Consider the following 20,079-nt stretch of genomic DNA (forward strand, 5'->3'; position numbering starts at 1 on the left):
AAAAAGTCACTCACAAAACTCATCAATAGAAAGGAGGGGTTGTATGGACGTCGCTCAATTAAAACAGGAACTCATCGAATATAGTAAGGAAATCAACATCCAGGAAATAGGTTTTACTTCAGCTGATACATTCGACTCGTTAAAGCAACGGTTGATCGTGCAGCAGTCGTTAAAATTCCAGTCTGGTTTTGAGAAGGGGTCTGTCGAAGAACGTACAACTCCTTCCGAATTGATGCCAAAAGCTCGCTCTATCATATCGATCGCACTCGCTTATCCTTCAAAGATGAAAGGTGCACCTAAAAGCACAAAACAGGAACCTCGTGGTGTTTTCGCTAGAGCATCCTGGGGGCAGGATTACCATGATGTTTTAAGAGAGAAGCTACGCCTGCTCGGTGAATTTTTGCAAGAAAAGGTTGATGGTGTTGCCTATAAAGCAATGGTGGATACCGGAGAATTGCATGACCGTGCGGTGGCAGAACGCGCAGGGGTCGGTTTTGTCGGAAAAAATTGTGCACTGATTACGGAGGATTACGGTTCATACGTGTACTTAGGAGAACTGATTACAAATATCCCCTTCCAACCGGATGAACCTATCGAAGAAGGCTGTGGCGACTGCAATATTTGTGTAGATACTTGCCCGACTGGGGCACTAGTTCAAGGCGGGCAACTGAATGCACAGCGTTGTATCGCTTATCTAACGCTGACGAAAGGTTTTCTAGAAGATGAATTCCGTACAAAAATCGGAAATCGAGTATACGGTTGTGACACCTGCCAAGTAGTTTGTCCGAAGAATAAATCAAAAGATTTTCATTTGCATCCTGAAATGGAGCCAGATCCTGAACTAGTAAAACCTAAGCTACAGCCTCTTCTGAAAATATCGAATCGGGAGTTCAAGGAGAAGTATGGTTATATGTCTGGATCGTGGAGAGGAAAGAAACCGATTCAACGAAATGCTATCATAGCGTTAGCCCACTATAAAAATGAAGATTCTGTCGATGATTTAGCAGACTTGATGAACAATGACCCTAGACCTGTCATTAGAGGAACGGCTGCATGGGCCATTGGGAAAATTGGACGTAGCGATTCAGAGGAGTTGATTTTGAAAGCGAAAGAACGAGAATCGGATGAACAAGTCATCAACGAAATGGAGAAAGGATTGTCTTTTAAACATCAAACGGTGTAGACAATTCAAACCATGGAGGTGTATGTAATGAAAAAATTGATCGTTTCAAGATATCAATCTCCGGTTGGGCCATTATTGATCGGCGGGGATGGTAACAAGGTTTATTTTGTAAAATATGGACAGTTGATTGAACACGAAGAGTGGTTAGATCGATGGACCCAAAAAAATCGCTTGGATGTTTCAATTGAAGAAGATGACGAAGCTTATGAAACAGCGAAAAACGAACTAGATCGATACTTTCGTGGTCAGTCTGTTGATTTCACTTTCGATTATCATTTGCTCGGAACCGATTTCCAACAAAAAGTGTGGTCTTCATTAATGGAAATCCCTTATGGAGAAACATGGACTTATGGCGATATTGCGAGACATATCAATCACGAAAAAGCTGTGCGTGCCGTCGGGGGAGCCATTAATAAAAATCCGATATCAGTGGTGGTTCCGTGTCATCGTGTCATCGGTAGCGATGGAACGCTTACTGGATATGCTGGAGGACTCGATAACAAACAATTTTTATTGGAGCATGAAAAGAAACATCATTCAACGATGCAACTATCCAGGTGAATTGTGATATAATACTCGCGGAATGTACATGAAAGAGGTGGCAACCGTGGGTTTACATATGGTTTTATATCAACCGGAAATACCGGCTAATACGGGAAATATCGCAAGGACGGCACTCGCAACTGATACAACGCTTCACTTAATTCGACCGCTTGGATTTTCAACTGAAGATAAAATGTTGCGTCGCGCGGGGCTGGATTATTGGCATGATGTGAATATCCAGTACTATGACTCATTGGAAGAGATGTATGAACGCTATCCGGAAGGTATGTTTTACTATATCGAGAATTACGGTACGAAATATTACACTGATTATGATTACAGCGACAAAGATCAAGATATCTTTTTCGTATTCGGTAGGGAGACGGATGGCATTCCAGAAGAATTGATTACAGGAAGAGAAGATCAATGTCTGAGGGTGCATATGACTGGTAAAGTTCGCTCGTTGAATCTGGCTAATACAGCTGCAATCGTGATTTATGAAGCGCTAAGACAACAGAGATTCCCAAATTTAAACTAAAAAAAGCTGACCTCTAATGGGTCAGCTTTTCATGTTTTTAAAGTAATTTCATTAAATTATAAACGGAATCTTTTCTTCGGTTCGCCCGGCTTTGCATCATAACCAGCTGTAAAAATTGAAACTATAAATACTACGCATACGCCTAAAATAACTGCTAAACCCATAAATTTCACCTCTGATGTCCTCTAATAATTACTTGTATTATATCTTAGTTTTGGCAACTTGTGAACTAAAGATGTAAAAGTTCAAATAATGTTCGTTTTCAGACACATTATAATATATTCCCCACTACCTATTGAATAGGATATTTAGTAGGGGTGGTTGTATGCGTGATAGTTATTCATTAAAAGAATATGTTCAAATGATCCTCGATAAAAAATTCATTCCACTGACCAGTCATCAAAGGTTATGGAATGCTTTGGTTAAAAATGATTCCTTATTGAAAGATCCGGTTTTGTCCAATGCTGATTTTTTCAAAAAAACGATCGATGAATATTTTCGCCCGGCGGGTAAGGGATATGATGTTCGTAAAAGAATGCTTGTATTAGTAGGTCCTCCCGGGAGTGGGAAGTCAACATTCGTACAAAAACTCAAAGAATCTATAATCGTTTATTCTTATACAGATGAAGGAGCAGTGTTCAGAATTAAGGGGTGCGCTCTTAATGAAGATCCATTATTGGCCGTACCAGAAGCTATTCGATCAAAAATCAGACAGTGTGGAATTGAGGTTAGGGGCCAACTATCAACTTATAATCAGTACCGTCTCCAACAATTTCAAGGTGAATGGGAAAATGTCCAAATTGAGCGATTCTATTTATCTGAAGCGAAAAGGCAAGGAATCGGTCATTTTTTTCCGGGAGACCATTATTCTCAAGATCAATCCGACCTTTTAGGCTCGATCGATTATTCAACGATAACCAAGTACGGATCTCCCTCTCACCCGATGGCTTATAGATACGACGGAGAAATTCAAGCGGCTAACCGAGGCATATTAGAATTGAATGAAGTGTTCAAATGTCAACGACAGCTCTTGTATCCATTCATATCTTTATCAGAGGAGGGAAGCTACAAAATTTCACGCCAATCCCCTCTATGTGCGGATGAAGTGGTGATCGGACATACGAATGAAACTGATCTAGAAGATTTTATTAAAGAAAAAAACAACGAAGCTCTAACAAGTCGAATGGTTTTCATACGAGTTCCCTATAATTTGGTTTTATCAAATGAAATCATACTTTATCAGGAAAAGCTATTAAACCATGATGTATCTCGCCTCCAGTATCAAGCACTTGAAACGCTAGCTATGGCGGTTTTACTGACAAGAGTGAAAAGGTCCAATCAGTTCCCCGTTACAAAAATGGAAAAAGTCATGTTATATAATGGTGAAAAAGTGGAGGGGTTCTCAAGGGACGATTTAACAGAGGAATACCAAGATGAAGGTATGTCTGGTATTGAACCAAGAATGGTTTTCAATTTATTGGCAAAGGTATGTGCAAGGGACACTGATCAGATTGACGCCGAATTACTTTTAGAAGAATTAGAAATTTCTCTTAAAAATGATTATGTTCTCCCCTTACAAGAGCGTGAAAAATTTCTGAATGCAATTGAACAAGCAAGAGCATATTATCATACGAAACTCTATGACTTGGTGCTTGATTTCATTGAGGATGAAAAAATGTCCGATTTGGATCAAAATGTGCAGAGGTATTTTCAAGAATTATCATCAGAAACTTCATTCTCAAAATCCGTTGATTCGTTAATGGAAATGAACCTGAAACATAATCGAGATTCGCTTCGTGAATGGTTGGAGGACGATTTGGATAATATAAGATATTCAGATTTGCCTGATGACTATCAAAGAATCTTCAAACGTTTCACTTTGAAACAAATTCAGGTAACAGAAGAGAATTTCCGTGAGCAGTTATATGAATATGGCCTTCAACAATGGAAGAATAAGTCGATTTTTGTATCCGATTCTATGCTTGATACGATTGACCAGTTGATGAGAAGTGAATAAATATTAATAAAAAATGTTGATAAACGCTAAGAAATCGACAATTTTTATAGCGTTAGTCTTTTCTAGAAGCGCATTTTCATATATACTTGTTTCATGTAATCACCGTTTTTACGCTTATGCATCACACCTTGTTTGTACATAATAGTAAAAGGGTAAACATTGTGATGTGGACAGCGGAAAACTATGAATAAATACTTTCAATATATGAACCATATTGAACAAAATTGATGGGGGTAGTAAAAGTGGCAAACAAAGGGTCTAATGATAACGTTTGGCATGCTTTTCATGGTCCGAATATGGGTTATGTAGAAGAGCAATACGATCTATACTTAGACGACCCTGATGCAGTCGATGAATCATTGCGTCAAATGTTTGAAGAATATGGAGCACCAGATTGGGTTTCTACTAGTGGTGAAACCGCACAAGGTGGACAAACTTCTTCAGCAGATCTTAAGAAAGTGGCATCAGCTATTCGCCTAATCGAAGCGATCCGCAGACATGGACATTTAGAAGCGGATATTTTCCCAGTAGGTAGGCAAGATGACCGTCAATCCAAGTTACTAGATCCAGAATCATATGGACTTTCTAAAGATGATTTAAAATCAATTGATATTGGATTATTGGCAAATGAAGTGCCTGGTCATGTTAAAAATGCATGGGAGTTTGTACAGCATTTAACAGACACTTATGCAGGAAAAATCTCATATGAATTCAACCATATTCCAGATGATGACGAGCGCGAGTGGCTCTACGGCAAAGTAGAAACTGGCGCATTTGATGTTTCTTTAAATGATGATGAAAAGAAAGATCTATTAACTCGTCTTGGTGAAGTTGAAGGTTTTGAACAATTCTTGGGTAAAACATTCGTTGCTCAAAAGCGTTTCTCGATTGAAGGATTGGACGTAATGGTACCAATGCTCGATCGTATGGTGATGAATGGGAACAAAGATGAAGTTGAACACATCATGATGGGCATGGCCCACCGTGGTCGCCTGAATGTGTTAGCTCATGTATTAGGAAAACCTTATGATCTTATTTTCTCAGAATTCGCTCACTCTCCTGATAAGGAATTAGTTCCTTCAGAAGGTTCTACAGGAATCAATTATGGTTGGACCGGAGATGTGAAATATCACTTTGGTGCGGACCGTGAATTCGAGAACGGTGAGCATAAAACAAAAATAACTTTAGCTCATAACCCTTCTCACCTTGAATTCGTGAATCCAGTAGTTCAGGGTTATACTCGTGCGGTTCAAGATGATCGTAATGTAAAAGGATATGCAAAACACGATCCAGATAAAGCTTTCAGCATTCAAATCCACGGAGACGCAGCATTTATTGGTGAAGGTGTTGTTCCTGAGACGATCAACATGTCTCAATTGAACGGTTATGAAACAGGTGGGTCCATCCACTTGATTGCGAATAACTTAGTCGGTTTCACAACTAACCATACAGATGCACGTTCTACGAAATATGCAAGTGATCTTGCTAAAGGTTTTGAAGTACCTGTAATTCACGTGAACGCAGACGACCCGTTAGAGTGTCTCAAAGCGGTAGAGTTTGCATACAACTATCGTAAGGAGTTCGGAAAGGACGTATTGATCGACCTAGTCGGTTATCGTCGTTACGGACACAACGAGATGGACGAGCCACGTAGCACTCAACCATCGTTGTATAAACAAATTGATGATCACGGGACTACTTATGAAGTCTTCGCTAAACAACTGGTTGATGATAAAGTTGTTTCTGAAGACGATGCGAAGAAGTTCAAGGATGACGCAATCAGCAATCTTCGTGAGATTTATAACAATATGAAAGAAGACGAAAAGAAAAGGTCTTCGGTACCAGATCTTCCTGAAGAAGTTGCTAATGGATTAGATAAGATTGAAACGGCAGTAGAAGAAGATGAATTGAAAAAATTGAACGCAGATATGTTGAATCGACCAGAAGATTTCACTGGTTTCAAGAAGCTTGAAAAGATTTTACAACGTCGTGAGAAAGCATTTGAAGACGGTGAAAAAATTGATTGGGCATTAGGAGAAGCGTTAGCATTTGCTTCAATTCTAAAAGATGGTAAACCGATCCGGATGTCTGGTCAGGACTCCGAACGTGGAACCTTCGCTCATCGTCATGCGGTCATTCATGATGTAGAAACTGAAGAGACATACAGCCCATTCCACGGAATAGACGATGTGGATGTATCATTCAGTATTTACAATAGTCCATTATCAGAAGCTGGTGTATTAGGTTTTGAATATGGTTACAGCGTACAAACGAAGAATACTCTTGTTCTTTGGGAAGCACAGTACGGTGACTTTGCGAATGCTGGTCAAGTAATTTTCGATCAATTCATCGCTTCAGGTCGTGCAAAATGGGGTCAGATTGCTAGCATGGCAATCCTGTTACCACATGGTTATGAAGGCCAAGGCCCTGAGCACTCTAGTGCACGTTTAGAAAGGTTCCTACAGTTGTCAGCTGAAAACAACTGGACGGTTGCGAACGTAACAACAGCATCACAGTACTTCCACTTGTTACGTCGTCAAGCAGCAATCGTAGGAACGGATGCGGCACGCCCGTTAGTATTGATGACACCTAAGAGCTTGATCCGTAACCAACGTGTTGCTGTAGATCATGAGCAGTTATCCAGTGGTAAATTCGCTCCGATTCTTGAGCAAAAAGGTACTGGAGACGAACCTGAGTCAGTGAAGCGTTTAGTTATAGGTAGTGGTAAGATTATGGTAGATTTAGAAGAGACGCTTGAAGAGAAAGATCCTAATGAGGAGATTCATGTCGTCCGAATGGAACAAATTTATCCATTCCCAGAAAAAGAACTGAAGAAGTTATTGAAAACTTATAAAAACATCGAAGAAATTGTTTGGGTTCAAGAAGAACCTAAGAACATGGGTAGCTGGGATTTCGTCAAAGAACGAATCCAGGAGATCATGAAAGTGAAACAAAAACTTCACTTTGTAGGTCGCCCTTATCGTTCATCACCAGCTGTTGGTGATCCAAACATCCACAAATCAGAACAAAGCCGCATCATTAACGAAGCATTAAAGCTTGATTAAAGGAGGAGAATGACGTGAAGGAAATCAAAGTCCCTGAGTTGGCCGAGTCCATTACTGAAGGTACAGTTGCCGAATGGTTAGTAAAAGAAGGTGACCAAGTAGAAAAGGGAGACCCAGTTGTAGAATTAGAAACAGACAAAGTAAACGTCGAAGTAAATTCAGACTTCTCTGGTGTAATTGCAGAAGTATTAGTTGAAGAAGGCGATGATGTTGAAGTTGGTGACACGATCGCAAAAGTAGACGAAAGCGGAGAAGCTTCAGGCTCTAGTGATAGTGATGACTCTAAGGATGAAGATGAATCTAAAGAGGAATCAAAAGAAGTGAGCAAGGAAGAGAAAGAAGATAGTAAAGAAGACAAGAAAGAAGAAAAAGAATCTAAGGACGATTCCGAAGAAGAATCCAAGGAAGACTCTAAAGAAGATAAATCTGATCAGCCTGTAGCTTCACCTGCTACTCGTAAGCGCGCACGCGAATTAGGAATCGACTTGAACGAAATCAAGCCAAAAGATCCTGTTGGTCGAATTTCTAAAGAAGACGTAGAAGCAGCTGCTAAATCGAAATCTGATGAAGGTAAGAAAAAATCTTCTAAGAAAGAAGACAAATCTGCTGATAAAACAGAATTTGATAAGCCAGTTGAACGAGTGAAGATGTCTCGTCGTCGTCAAACAATCGCTAAGCGTCTTGTAGAAGCACAACAAAACGCTGCAATGTTGACAACATTCAATGAAGTTGACATGAGTAACGTTATGAAGCTACGTAGCGAGCGTAAAGATGACTTCTTGGAAAAACACGGTGTAAAACTTGGTTTCATGTCATTCTTCACTAAAGCAGTTGTAGCGGCACTTAAAGAATTCCCATTAGTAAATGCGGAAATCCAAGGCGATGAAATCGTTAAGAAGCAATTCTATGATATCGGAATGGCCGTATCTACTGAAGAAGGTCTTGTAGTACCGGTTGTTCGCGATGCTGATCGCCTAAGCTTTGCAGGTATTGAAAGTGAAATTGGTGAATTAGCCAAGAAAGCTCGCGATGGTAAACTGACGCTAAATGAACTTCAAGGTGGTTCATTCACAATCACTAACGGTGGTATTTTCGGATCATTGAACTCTACTCCGATTATCAATGCTCCACAAGTTGGTATCTTGGGTCTACACAAGATTGAAAAACGTCCAATGGTTATGGATGACGATTCAATCGAAGTTCGCCCGATGATGCACATTGCGATGTCTTACGATCACCGTCTTATCGATGGTCGTGAAGCAGTACAATTCTTAGTAAGAGTGAAAGAATTAATTGAAGATCCGTACGATTTATTATTAGAAGGTTAAGATAAAATGAATCCTCCTCGTTTCTTAATAGGAAATGAGGAGGATTTAGTTTTGTTTGAGCCATCTTCTACCTTGATTTCTCTATTCATAAAATAAGAATAGAGGTGAGTGATAATGACAGAAAAGAAGTATGATATCACTGAATTTCCTATGATTTTTCACGGATATGAGCACCTACCTGATTTGACTTTGGGTTCAAGTATTAAAAATAAGCCTGTCTCTAATAGGCAAAGAGAAGAAATTGATTGGGATCTACTTTCTTTAGAGGCAACAGAGTTATTGGGGAAATTGAATCATCAAAATGAGCCTGTTATTTCTCCTAGAATTAACCTCGCTAAAACCCTCTTGAACTACTCATCCTTCGGTGAACCTCTTGAAGAACGTTTAATGCATCAGTGGGTAAAACTTAAAGTGAAGTCTCCACCTTTGAATATCCTCTTAATAGATACATCAAATTCGATGAGGTCTATATTTTCTAAAATAAAAGAGGGGAAAATTATCAACTATTTTAGCGATCAACTTACTACTGATAACATAGATGTGACGATGTTACATGATACAAAAATTTATCACTACAAATGGGGAAGCGAATTCTCTATTACTGGATGTAATAACGGTACTTCTTTTTTAAACCCACTAAAAAGCATTCATCAGTTCTCAGTTCAAAAGGGGATTAAGGTAAACATCTTCCATTTATCAGATGGTGGTGTGCACCTTTCAGAGTGGAAAGAAGTCATATGGTTGGTCAAAAGGTTAGATTATTATTATTGTGAAGTGGTATACAATAATAAAAGTTCTAAATATATTCACTTCCTCGAAGCCCATTTGAAATCTGAAAAAATCAGACGTAAAAATTTGGGTAAAAAATAAGTATTTGGATGACAAAAGATTGTCAATAATTAACGGTGTTAAATTTATTGCGACGGTAACATATTGTTGATACAATCCGTTTGGGAAATATTTAAGAAGCATCATGAGGAGGACAAGCATAATGGATATTTTACTTGCAATTGTTGCAATCGCTTTAGTATTGGGAATTGCTTTCCTAATGTCGAATGACAAAAGAAATATTCCAGTCAAGGGTATCGGGATCATGCTCCTTATCCAATTTGCCTTGACATGGTTTATGTTTAATACAGATATTGGTCAAACAATAATTATAGGTATTAGTAATGTATTTTCTAAATTGATTGAGTTCGGGATGAGTGGTGTCAATTTCGTCTTCGGAGGTTTGGCGTTTGAAAATCCGGATAACCCACAAGTTTTCTTCCTAAACGTATTACTGATCATCGTCTTTTTCGCGACGATTTTGTCAGTACTGACACACTTTAAGATTTTGCCTATCATCATTAAATATGTCGGTGGATTCATTTCAAAAATCACAGGGCTTCCGAAGATCGAATCTTTCAACGCTGTCAACAGTATGTTCTTCGGGCAATCGGAGGCACTAATTGCAATCAAATCACAGTTCCACCGATTAACAGATAATCGATTATACATTGTCAGTGCATCTGCTATGGGTTCTGTATCAGCTTCAATTGTAGGTGCATACATGGAAATCATTCCACCACAATATGTCCTGGTAGCGATTCCACTAAATATGTTCAGTGCCTTGATTTTAGCTTCAATTATAGCTCCAGTTAAAGTTGAGGACGAAGACGATGAAGTAGACGTCAAAAATGTCAGTCAATCTAAAAGTGTTTTTGAAGCGATGGCAAATGGTGCGCTTGACGGTGGGAGAATTGCACTTATTGTTGCTGCTATGCTAATAGCATTCTTAGCTTCTCTAGAAATGGTGAACTGGGTCATCGGCGCAGTAGCTAGCGGATGGACGCTCGAGGAACTACTGGGTTACGCTTTAGCTCCAATTACGTTCTTGATGGGTGTTGCACCTGGAGAACTCGTTTCAGCAGGTAGCTTCATGGGGACTAAGATTATCACTAACGAATTCGTAGCTATGTCTCAGTTCATGGAAGTGAGTGGTGACTTATCTGAGAAGACAGTTGGTATTGTTTCAGTCTTCTTAACAAGTTTCGCGAACTTCTCTTCAATCGGTATCATCGCTGGTACAGTTGCCGGAATTGATTCTGAAAAAGGTAAGACAATCTCTAGTTTCGGGATGAAATTACTAATTGGTGCAACTCTTGCATCGATCCTTTCTGCAACAATTGCAGGTATGTTTTTATAAAAAGATGAAGCGACTGCTCATATTCATGGGCAGTCGTTTTTTAGTTTAAAAGTTGTCATTCAAGGAAATATAGAAAAAGAGAAATGACGAAAAGAAAAGAGGTTGGTTAAGATGAAAACATATGGTCTTTATATAGGCGGAAAATGGACACAAACAGATGAGACAACCGAAGTTTTAAATAAAACAAAACAAGAACCTTTTGCAAAAATATCAAAGGCTTCAGAAGATGATGTAACTAAAGCAGTAGATGCTGCCAAAGAAGCTTTTGATGCTGATTTAACTTCTCCTTACGAGCGTTACGAATATTTGATGAAAGTTGCACAATTGCTTAAAGAAAATAAGGAAGACATGGCACAAACGATTACTCATGAGGCTGGTAAACCGATCAAACAAGCTCGTACTGAAGTGGCCCGAGCTGTACAAACCCTTGAGCAGTCTGCTGAGGAAGCAAAAAGATTAAGTGGACATGGTGTCCCTGTAGAAGCAGCTCCTGGCAGTGAAAATCGAATGGCATTTACTATTAAAGTTCCTGTTGGTGTAGTTGCTGCTATCAGCCCTTTTAACTTCCCACTCAACTTAGTCCTTCATAAAGTTGCACCTGCAATAGCAGCAGGAAATACGGTCGTTCATAAACCAGCAAGTGCGACACCAATTACTGCCTTGAAATTGGCTGAACTATTTGAACAAGCTGGTTTACCAAAAGGGGTATTGAATGTTGTAACTGGTAGTGGTTCAGAAATTGGAAAAGCTTTGACTAACGACGAACGAGTCCAATTATTTACGTTCACTGGAAGTGCAGAGGTCGGGCTTCAGATCAAACAGAATACAGGAATGAAAAAGTTAGTTCTTGAGCTAGGGAATAATTCCCCGGTTATTGTTGATCGTGATGTAGACATAAAAGAAGTGGCCGAAAATATTGCGGCTAAAGGCTTTGCTTTTGCTGGGCAAGTTTGTATTTCTGTGCAACGTGTTTATGTCGACGAATCAATCAGAGACGAATTCCAGAATGCCTTAATTGAAGCGGTTAAGAATCTGAATGTGGGTGACCCATATGATGACGAGACGGATGTCGGACCGATGATTGGTATCGATGAAGCGGAAAGAGCTGAAGAATGGTTGAACGAGGCTAAGGAAAAAGGTGCGAAAGTGTTGCATGGTGGTGAGCGCAAAGATAACATGCTTCAGCCGACGATTGTCACGGATGTTGACCATGACATGCAAATTGTCTGTGAGGAAGTGTTCGCCCCGTTAGTTTCTGTTATTCCATACGATAACTTTGAAGAATGTCTAAAAACAGTCAACCTTTCCAAATATGGTCTTCAAGGTGGAATATTCACCAATAATATCGATAAAGCGTTTTATGCTGCACGCCATATGGAAGTCGGTGGCATTATGGTGAACGATAGCTCTCAGTATCGTGTGGATCTGATGCCATACGGAGGAATGAAGGATAGTGGTTGGGGTAAAGAAGGTCCAGCCTACAGTATAGAAGAGATGACGGAAGAAAGATTAATTGTGTTGAATTTAAAAAATGAATTTTAGTCTATGAAATGAATGCTCCATGATAAGGGATCATGGAGCATTCTCATTTGAAGTTATGATTTTTTTGCGGAATATATCTTTAATTGATTAATTAATCGCGAAATCAATGCAATCGCACCAGCACCAAGACCAATAATCAGTCCCATCCAATAACCGAATGGGCCCAGGTTCGTGAAGTTCGCAATCAATATACCAGATGGAAGACCAATCACCCAAAATGAAACAAATGCTATTCCTAGAGTGACATTTACATCTTTGTAACCTCGAAGTGCTCCTTGAATCGGGGTGCCGAATCCATCAGACAGCTGAAAGAAAATAGCATATATCAAAAATTGCTGGGTAAGCGAAATGACCCCTGGATCTTGGCTATATAATTTTGAAGCTTCTTCGCGAAAAACAAAGATGAAAATCCCTGCAAGAATTGCGAAAAGAAAGCCGGAACTAATTCCTATTTGGCTATAAACTTTTGCATCTTGATAGCGTTTCGCTCCAACTTCAAACCCAACTGCGATAGTAAGGGCCATAGCTATAGCAAGTGGAACCATGTAGAAAATCGTTGCGTAGTTCATAGCCGCCTGGTGTGCTGCAATTGTCTCAGTATTATACGCACTAATAAATAATGTTACGGCAGCAAAAATACTTGTTTCAAAGAAAATCGTCACACCAATCGGAACACCAATCTTCAACTGTTCCTTAAAAGCTGTCAATGATGGTCTCACCCAATTACTGAAAATGTTAAAAGCACGAAATGGGTGCATTCTTTGAAGAATGAACATGGTGATCAACGCCGTGCATAAATAGGTGATGGCTGAAGCGACTCCTGCCCCAATACCTCCTAATGCAGGTACTCCCCAATTACCGAAAATGAAAAGGTAATTGAAGAAAACATTGAGCGGAAGAGCGATCAAGATAACGAACATGGAGATCTTGGTTTGTCCTAAAGCGTCAATGAAACACCGAAGTAGATTGAATACGAACAACGGAATCATTCCGAAGCCTAGGGCGACCAAATAGTAATAGGCCACATTTTCAACAGACGGATCAATGGCTAGGTATCCGAGACCTGGTTTTAAAATGAAAGCTCCAATCACGAAAATAATTATTGAAATAGTGATGGCTAGGTAAATTCCTTGTTTCACCACAGAAGGGATTTCATCTCGCTTATCTCCGCCTAATAATTGAGCGACTATTGGCGAGAGAGCAAGCATGATTCCATTCACACCCGTTAAAATAGGAATCCATACTGATGAACCGATGGCGACTCCTGCCAAGTCATTGGCACTAACTTGGCCTGACATGACGACATCGAAGAAATTCATCAGGTATATACCGACCTGGGTGATTAAAATTGGCATAAGTATACGCATGAATAAAGATAATTTCTCTTTGATGGAAAAGGTTTTATACATAAAGTAAAGACCTTTCTATTAAAATGGTTTTAGGTTTGCTAATATGTCATTATATCTGATTTTAAGAGGAATGAATAGAAAGGACGTTTAACATTGAACAAAGAAACGATTGTTTTTACTGGTGGAGGGACTGCAGGTCACGTTGTGGTGAACCTTGCTTTGATTCCTGAATTTATTAATAAAGGCTACGATGTACACTATATAGGCTCCTATGAAGGAATTGAAAAAGAGCTGATTGAAGGTCTCAACGGTGTGACTTACCATTCTATAGCGACAGGTAAGTTGAGAAGGTATATGTCTAAAGAAAACTTCAAAGATCCTTTCCGTGTATTGAAAGGGATCATGCAAGCGAGAAAATTGATAAAAAAATTGAAGCCGAGGATCGTTTTCTCAAAGGGAGGGTTCGTTTCCGTACCTGTTGTGATGGCAGCTAAAATGACTGGAACCCCTTCAATTATTCACGAATCAGATTATACACCAGGACTTGCTAACCGTATTGCATCCAATTTTGCTAATTACGTGTTGACCACTTTCCCTGAAACCAACCAACATCTATCACAGAAAAAAGCCAAAAATGTTGGCGCGATTGTCCGGGAGGAGTTGTTTGAGGGAGATAAGGAAATGGCCTTTCAATTAACAGGGTTGACTTCTGAGAAACCTATCATCATGGTGATGGGTGGGAGTGCTGGTGCACAGAAAATAAATCAAGCTGTTAGAGAGTCTTTACCTACTTTGCTCAAAGAATTTCAGTTGATACATTTATGCGGTAAGGGTAATGTCGATGAAGCGACTAAACAACGTGGCTACGTCCAGTTTGAGTATGTTACTGATGAATTAAAGGACCTATTTGCTGCAACAGATCTAGTCGTATCACGTGCAGGATCCAACGCTATTTTTGAATTTTTAGCACTAAAAAAACCGATGCTGCTTATTCCATTATCAAAGCAAGCTAGCCGGGGTGACCAGATTCTAAACGCCAATTCATTTAAAAAGAGGGGTTATGCAGAAGTCTTAGAGGAAGAGGAACTGGATTCAAACTCTCTGATCGATTCGTTGAAACATTTGCAGGAAAATCGAGAAAAGTTCCAAACGAACATGAGTGCATACCAACCTCAACAATCGAAGGATGAAGTCATCGATTTGATTTTGAAAACAATGAAATAGGTATAAATGAAACGCAAGTACCGACCAAGGTAACTTGCGTTTTTAAATCTCAAATTCGATTTTCTTACTATTGTATGATTCCATACCTGTTTACTGTAGTATCGACTGAGATAGAGACATTTATTTCTGGATATATTTCTCTCCACTCATCCGAAGTGAGCTGCTCATTTCGCATTTTAGAATTATATATTCTACCAAATCCAAATACGTCAGTCTTGAGTTCTTGTGTTTTAGCAATTACTTTGTACAACTCGTTCTCAATTTGAGTACAAATTTCATCCTCCAACAATCGAACCACTTTTTCATCATTTAGACTAACTCGTTCACTCATTTCTGTGAGCCTTCCCTTAATTTTCAATTGAATATCGTAGGAAAGTGATTGTGAATCTGTTAATTTAATATCAGAATGACTTTTGAGTTGATTTAGAACTACTTGAAAAGTTTCACTTTCTATTTTTTCGTGGGGCTTTAAATGTTTCTTGAACTTTTCCATTGGCAATTGAACTTCTATCACTCCATCGCCTATTCTTTTCATAAGTGTTTGAGCGTAAAACATTTCATCCAAGTTAAATTCCCCAACATATCGGTCATTTTGAAACAATGCCATTTCCTTTATATAAACTTTCCCGTTCTCAACACCTAATATAGGAATCATTGGGTCGATTCCTGCCATCGTATAATCCCTCAGAAACTCGTGTAATGTGCTACTCATCATTTCTTCTTCATCAATGGCAGTGTCCAATAATTCTTGAATGTATGTTCCAATATTCGGGGCTTGCTCATAGTTGGAAGCACTTAAAACCTCAGAGGCACTCATGTCTGTCATTGTTACATAGAGCTTATCCGAGATTGAGGCGTCCCTTTCTAGCGTGTCTAACAGATGAAAAACACCTTCTTCTGCAACCGACTGTCCGAAAAGAACTGTTCTCAGTTGCCCTGCTACAATTTTATAAGCCGATTTTTTATTGGCATTTTTCTTGATTTCTCTAAAAGTACTGCCTTCACTTTCAATAATTTGTGACGCTTCACTAATATCAGGGTTGAATTGAAAGATGACAGTAGTAGCTTTTGTCAATCCTTTTTCATCATCTTTGTCAAATCCAAATACGGTCACAATCCCAAGATCCTCAATAATATTTTTTTCAACACAACCGGTTAAAAACACAAGTACAAAGATCAACATATACAATTTACGAATTTTTGGCATGGCGATTATTCCTTTTCTTATGAATCCATACAATTGGGAGTAAAGCTATGGGAAATATGAACCCAAGGTATATACCAAGTTGAGCGACCAAATCAGTGAATTCATTTACATAATAACGTTCGTCTAAAAATATGGTCGTGATCAATGCTATAATAGCCAATGCAATTAACACATAGTCATCTTTACACTTAGTCATACGATTAATGCTATATGTCACCATCCAGGCTAATAGGATAATATTCGGTAGAATGATAAACATCCATAAAGCAACAAGGAGAATATCAAACCTCTCGAAGAAAGACATGCTTAATATTTTAAATAGTGTTAAGACAGGCCAAATTTTTTCTTCTAGTTGAGTTCCACTAAAATAGCCGATAGAGACTACAGTGACATACATCAATAGTGTAATTGTGAAGATGGCCGCTGTTTGACTGTATCTCTGTACATGATGTTTATCACTGATGAAGGGGTAGATAATCCATAAGATCTCGAATCCAATGACCGAAAATGAAGTAGCTTTAACCCCTCTCAACCATTCCTCAGGTGTTGTCGTAAGAATGGGATAAAAGTGGTCGAATTCCATCATCGTTATCGGTTTAATTAGTAAGAAGACCATCCAAATCGTTATGAAAAAGAAGATGATACTTGTTCCAACAGCAACTCTTAAACCACCATGAACTGCATAGACCACAAGGACAATCAATAGAGTCCCAATGAACCATGGTGCTAAATCAGGAAAAATAAACACTTGAACAAACTCCACATAATTGACGAATACACTAAGAAACATGCTCAAAAAGTATAAAATGAATATGGTATTAATTATCTTACCAATCCATTTGCCAAATAGATTTTGCAGAATTCCTTGCAAGTCCTCATTTTTAAATGAATTTAAAATATAGACTATTGTGAAGATCACGATATGAAGTAAGATAGCTGCTAAAAGAAGGACAAACCAACTATCTTGTTTTGCTTCCATATAAATGATCCTTGGGAATCCTGCTAAGCCGACGCCTATTTGCATCGTATGAATAACAATAAATAAATAAGCAGCTTTTATTTGTTTGTCGATTGGAACTAATACGGATTCCTTCATTAGCAGCACCTATCTGTCATGATTTTTTCGGACGATCGAACCTCTTTAGTTTTTTCGGTAGATTAGAGCGTGCTCGTTTATTGCTCAGTAAAAATGGTAGACGTAATAATGAGTTATCTATATCTTTTATTTGAAGCGGATATAAAGGAGATAGATATGGTCGTTTCAGAGAGCTTATTTTCAACAGATGAATAATTAAAAACGCAATCGCAAATGCGATTCCTATAAATCCCCAGAAACCCGCTAATATTATCACTGGAAAACGAATGATACGTATAGCCGAGCCCATCAGGTAGCTAGGTGCCGTGAAGGAGGCAAGTGCACTAAGTGCTACGATGATAATCAAGATATTACTAGTGAATCCAGCCTGCACGATTGCCTGACCGATAACGATACCACCTACGATACCCATGGTCTGACCAACTTTTGTCGGTAATCGAGCCCCAGCCTCCCGAATTAATTCGATTAAAACCTCCAAAAGCAAGGCCTCTAGTAAAGGAGGAAACGGAACTCGTGAACGTGAGTGACCAAGTGATACCAGAAGTGCCGATGGTATGATTTCATAATGAAATGTTAGAGCAGCTACATACAGCGGAGTTAAGATGACAGATAGAAACATGGCAACCATTCTCATGAGTCGAATAAAAGTTCCCATGCTCCAACGTGTATATAAGTCTTCAGTTGATTGAAAGTAACTGAAAAAAGTTGTTGGTGCTATAATCCCAGTTGGACTCTTGTCTACCAGCACGCCGATACGTCCTTCTTTCAAGCTATAACAGAACCGATCGGGCAGTTCTGTAGCTAGAAACTGAGGGAAAATGGTGTAGGAGTTATCTTCGATCATCTGGGTTAATGTCGAACTTTCAACTACATCATCTACTGCTAATTTTTCTAGACGTTTCCTCATTTCCGAAACATTTTCATCACTCGCGATGTCATTTAAATAAACTAGCCTGACTTCTGTGGGTATGGTTTTTCCTATTATGAACTTTTCAACTTTCAACTCAGGCGTATCCAGTCTCCAATGAAGGATATTCAAGTTTGACTGTAGTGACTCAGTAAAAGATACTTGTGGCCCGAAAACCAGTGATTCTGTTTCAGCTTTTTCAAGAGATCTCTTATCCAGTCGCGGAATAGGATATGTGACACATGCATCCATTTCCTCTATATAGATGGCGACATGGCCTTTCATCAGGTCGTCGCCAACTTCTTGAAAGGTCGTGCGTTGCTGATTGCTCTCTACGGGGATTTCATTGTTTAACGATCCTAAATCCCACTGCTCCTCCTTTTTCTGTAAAGGCTCAAGAATATATTCATATAAATGATTTTTATCAATCATGTAATTGATGAACAATACGATTATAGGCTGTCCGTTAACTGTGAAATGCTTCGTAGAAAGGTCTGGAGTATCTTTAAAGAAGTCGTTTTTAATGATTGATTCTAGTTGTTTGATATCTGTAGGAAAATCCTCAGATCTCTTCCTGCTTTTTCTTTTCATATAAAACTCCTTCATCAATTTGTACTTATTATGTGATTTTGTGGCATTAATATGTAAAAGAAGATTTCTTTAATGGTAGTTGGGAGGTGGGTATTTTGGGACTACAAATGGTGGAGACATATGTGCCGAAAGAATTTTACGATAAAGTTGTTCTAGAGTTGAAACAGTTTTCTCGGCAAGGGGCTTGGAAGGAAAATAAGCTAGAAGAAAGAGTCTGGATTCGCATGGTCATCTCTGATGAGGACGTGGAAGAAGTGCTTAATTTTCTAGAGAAGATCTCACGTGAACATGAAAGTTTTGAGACGATTCTCTATCCAGTAACTAGTTATTTTTCTTCTCAAACTTTAGAGGAAGCAGAAGAAAAAGTTGAAGAAGAGTCAGAGGAATCGAGTGACGAGGAAGAGGGTAAGAAACTGTTAAGGGCAAGCCGCCAAGAGTTGATTCATATGATCGATGATAAAAGCACTTTAACGATGAATTACACGCTTTTAATTATATTCTCTGCAGTAGTAGCAACAGCTGGTTTTATTAAAGACAGTGAAGCTGTCGTTATCGGCGCAATGGTTATTGCCCCTTTAATCAGCCCAGCAATATCCATGTCATTCGCATCTATATTAGGGGATCTGAAGCGGTTAGGTCGAGCTTCATTCACATTGTTAATAGGTTTTATCATCATATTTTCAATTGCCATTATTTTTGGGCTCTTTTTTGGAGAAAGTACATTGACTAATCAATATATATCAAGGACGAGAGTATCTCTTGCAGATATATTTTTAGCATTAGCTTCAGGAGCGGCTGGAGCTTTGTCCATATTGAATAGATTATCTGGTAACCTTGTCGGCGTTATGGTAGCAGTCGCCTTACTTCCACCATCTGTAACTTTTGGGCTATCCATCGGACAGAGGCATTGGGACGACACTTATGGTTCCTTTTTGCTGATCACAACCAACGTAACTTGTATTTTACTTAGTGCAATCATCATTTTCCTAATGAGTGGTATACAGCCAAAACGCTGGAAAGAAGAGCCTATAGCTAATGTCTCTAGAATATTTTCGATCGTTATAACATCCGCTATGTTCATCGCATTATTCATCGTAGTTGTATTCGGGTTAGAGTTAAAATGAAAAAAATGAAATTTTTTGAAAAAGAGTATTGCTTTTCTCTGAGGGAAAGGATATAATTTTCTAAGAATTTAAAAAACGTTAGGAGGTCATGGACATGATTAAAGGATTAAAAGGAATTACTTATCAACAAAATAATCAAATCGACGTGATCTTGCTTAGAAATATGCGTTTTTGATC

General features: G+C 38.9%; 15 protein-coding genes. 11 read left to right on the forward strand and 4 right to left on the reverse strand.

Annotation, left to right across the window (positions count from 1 at the left end):
• The first annotated feature begins 43 nt into the window (after positions 1-43).
• The 9 genes from queG to CEY16_RS00275 all read left to right on the forward strand — a co-directional run bounded on the left by queG (position 44) and on the right by CEY16_RS00275 (position 12,404).
• A complete protein-coding gene (gene queG / locus CEY16_RS00235) occupies positions 44-1,183 on the forward strand; it encodes a tRNA epoxyqueuosine(34) reductase QueG (protein ID WP_101329894.1) in 1,140 nt (379 codons plus the stop codon).
• A gap of 27 nt (positions 1,184-1,210) precedes the next feature.
• Positions 1,211-1,744: a methylated-DNA--[protein]-cysteine S-methyltransferase gene (locus CEY16_RS00240; protein WP_101329895.1), complete on the forward strand. Its 534-nt coding sequence runs from the start codon at positions 1,211-1,213 to the stop codon at positions 1,742-1,744.
• A 46-nt stretch (positions 1,745-1,790) separates the two neighbouring features.
• Positions 1,791-2,264 (forward strand): tRNA (uridine(34)/cytosine(34)/5-carboxymethylaminomethyluridine(34)-2'-O)-methyltransferase TrmL, encoded by a 474-nt coding sequence (gene trmL, locus CEY16_RS00245; protein ID WP_101329896.1) that lies wholly within the window; start codon positions 1,791-1,793, stop codon positions 2,262-2,264.
• A 325-nt stretch (positions 2,265-2,589) separates the two neighbouring features.
• Complete coding sequence (locus CEY16_RS00250; RefSeq protein ID WP_101329897.1) at positions 2,590-4,281, forward strand: hypothetical protein; 1,692 nt, start codon at positions 2,590-2,592, stop codon at positions 4,279-4,281.
• 227 nt (positions 4,282-4,508) lie between these two features.
• Entirely contained in the window at positions 4,509-7,346 is a 2,838-nt protein-coding gene (locus tag CEY16_RS00255; protein ID WP_143484578.1) for a 2-oxoglutarate dehydrogenase E1 component, read from the forward strand.
• A gap of 14 nt (positions 7,347-7,360) precedes the next feature.
• Positions 7,361-8,674, forward strand: coding sequence for a 2-oxoglutarate dehydrogenase complex dihydrolipoyllysine-residue succinyltransferase (gene odhB / locus CEY16_RS00260; protein ID WP_101329898.1), 1,314 nt, complete (start codon positions 7,361-7,363; stop codon positions 8,672-8,674).
• 114 nt (positions 8,675-8,788) lie between these two features.
• Positions 8,789-9,544, forward strand: coding sequence for a hypothetical protein (locus tag CEY16_RS00265; RefSeq protein WP_101329899.1), 756 nt, complete (start codon positions 8,789-8,791; stop codon positions 9,542-9,544).
• Between the two features lie 121 nt (positions 9,545-9,665).
• Complete coding sequence (locus tag CEY16_RS00270; RefSeq protein WP_101329900.1) at positions 9,666-10,862, forward strand: NupC/NupG family nucleoside CNT transporter; 1,197 nt, start codon at positions 9,666-9,668, stop codon at positions 10,860-10,862.
• Positions 10,863-10,973: 111 nt separating this feature from the next.
• Complete coding sequence (locus tag CEY16_RS00275; protein ID WP_101329901.1) at positions 10,974-12,404, forward strand: aldehyde dehydrogenase family protein; 1,431 nt, start codon at positions 10,974-10,976, stop codon at positions 12,402-12,404.
• Between the two features lie 53 nt (positions 12,405-12,457).
• Here CEY16_RS00275 and CEY16_RS00280 read toward each other — a convergent pair whose 3' ends face one another.
• The gene (locus CEY16_RS00280; RefSeq protein ID WP_101329902.1) at positions 12,458-13,813 is read right to left on the reverse strand and encodes an MATE family efflux transporter; all 1,356 of its coding nucleotides are present in this window, start codon (positions 13,811-13,813) and stop codon (positions 12,458-12,460) included.
• A gap of 93 nt (positions 13,814-13,906) precedes the next feature.
• Between CEY16_RS00280 and CEY16_RS00285 the strand changes: the two genes are divergently transcribed.
• Positions 13,907-14,977 (forward strand): undecaprenyldiphospho-muramoylpentapeptide beta-N-acetylglucosaminyltransferase, encoded by a 1,071-nt coding sequence (locus CEY16_RS00285; protein ID WP_101329903.1) that lies wholly within the window; start codon positions 13,907-13,909, stop codon positions 14,975-14,977.
• 67 nt (positions 14,978-15,044) lie between these two features.
• On the opposite strand, the gene CEY16_RS00290 is transcribed toward CEY16_RS00285, so the two are convergent.
• From CEY16_RS00290 to CEY16_RS00300, 3 genes are read right to left on the reverse strand one after another with little or no spacing between them, the layout of a single operon-like run.
• The gene (locus CEY16_RS00290; RefSeq protein WP_101329904.1) at positions 15,045-16,184 is read right to left on the reverse strand and encodes a Ger(x)C family spore germination protein; all 1,140 of its coding nucleotides are present in this window, start codon (positions 16,182-16,184) and stop codon (positions 15,045-15,047) included.
• A complete protein-coding gene (locus tag CEY16_RS00295; RefSeq protein ID WP_101329905.1) occupies positions 16,168-17,280 on the reverse strand; it encodes a GerAB/ArcD/ProY family transporter in 1,113 nt (370 codons plus the stop codon). The genes CEY16_RS00290 and CEY16_RS00295 overlap by 17 nt, the downstream gene beginning before the upstream one ends.
• Before the next feature lie 16 nt (positions 17,281-17,296).
• Positions 17,297-18,778, reverse strand: a complete 1,482-nt coding sequence (locus tag CEY16_RS00300; RefSeq protein WP_101329906.1) for a spore germination protein — start codon at positions 18,776-18,778, stop codon at positions 17,297-17,299.
• Positions 18,779-18,864: 86 nt separating this feature from the next.
• Between CEY16_RS00300 and CEY16_RS00305 the strand changes: the two genes are divergently transcribed.
• The gene (locus tag CEY16_RS00305) at positions 18,865-19,902 is read left to right on the forward strand and encodes a TIGR00341 family protein (protein WP_238378726.1); all 1,038 of its coding nucleotides are present in this window, start codon (positions 18,865-18,867) and stop codon (positions 19,900-19,902) included.
• Positions 19,903-20,079 lie beyond the last annotated feature (177 nt).

Origin of the sequence: Halalkalibacillus sediminis (genome assembly GCF_002844535.1) — a bacterium.
GTDB lineage: Bacteria > Bacillota > Bacilli > Bacillales > Alkalibacillaceae > Halalkalibacillus_A > Halalkalibacillus_A sediminis.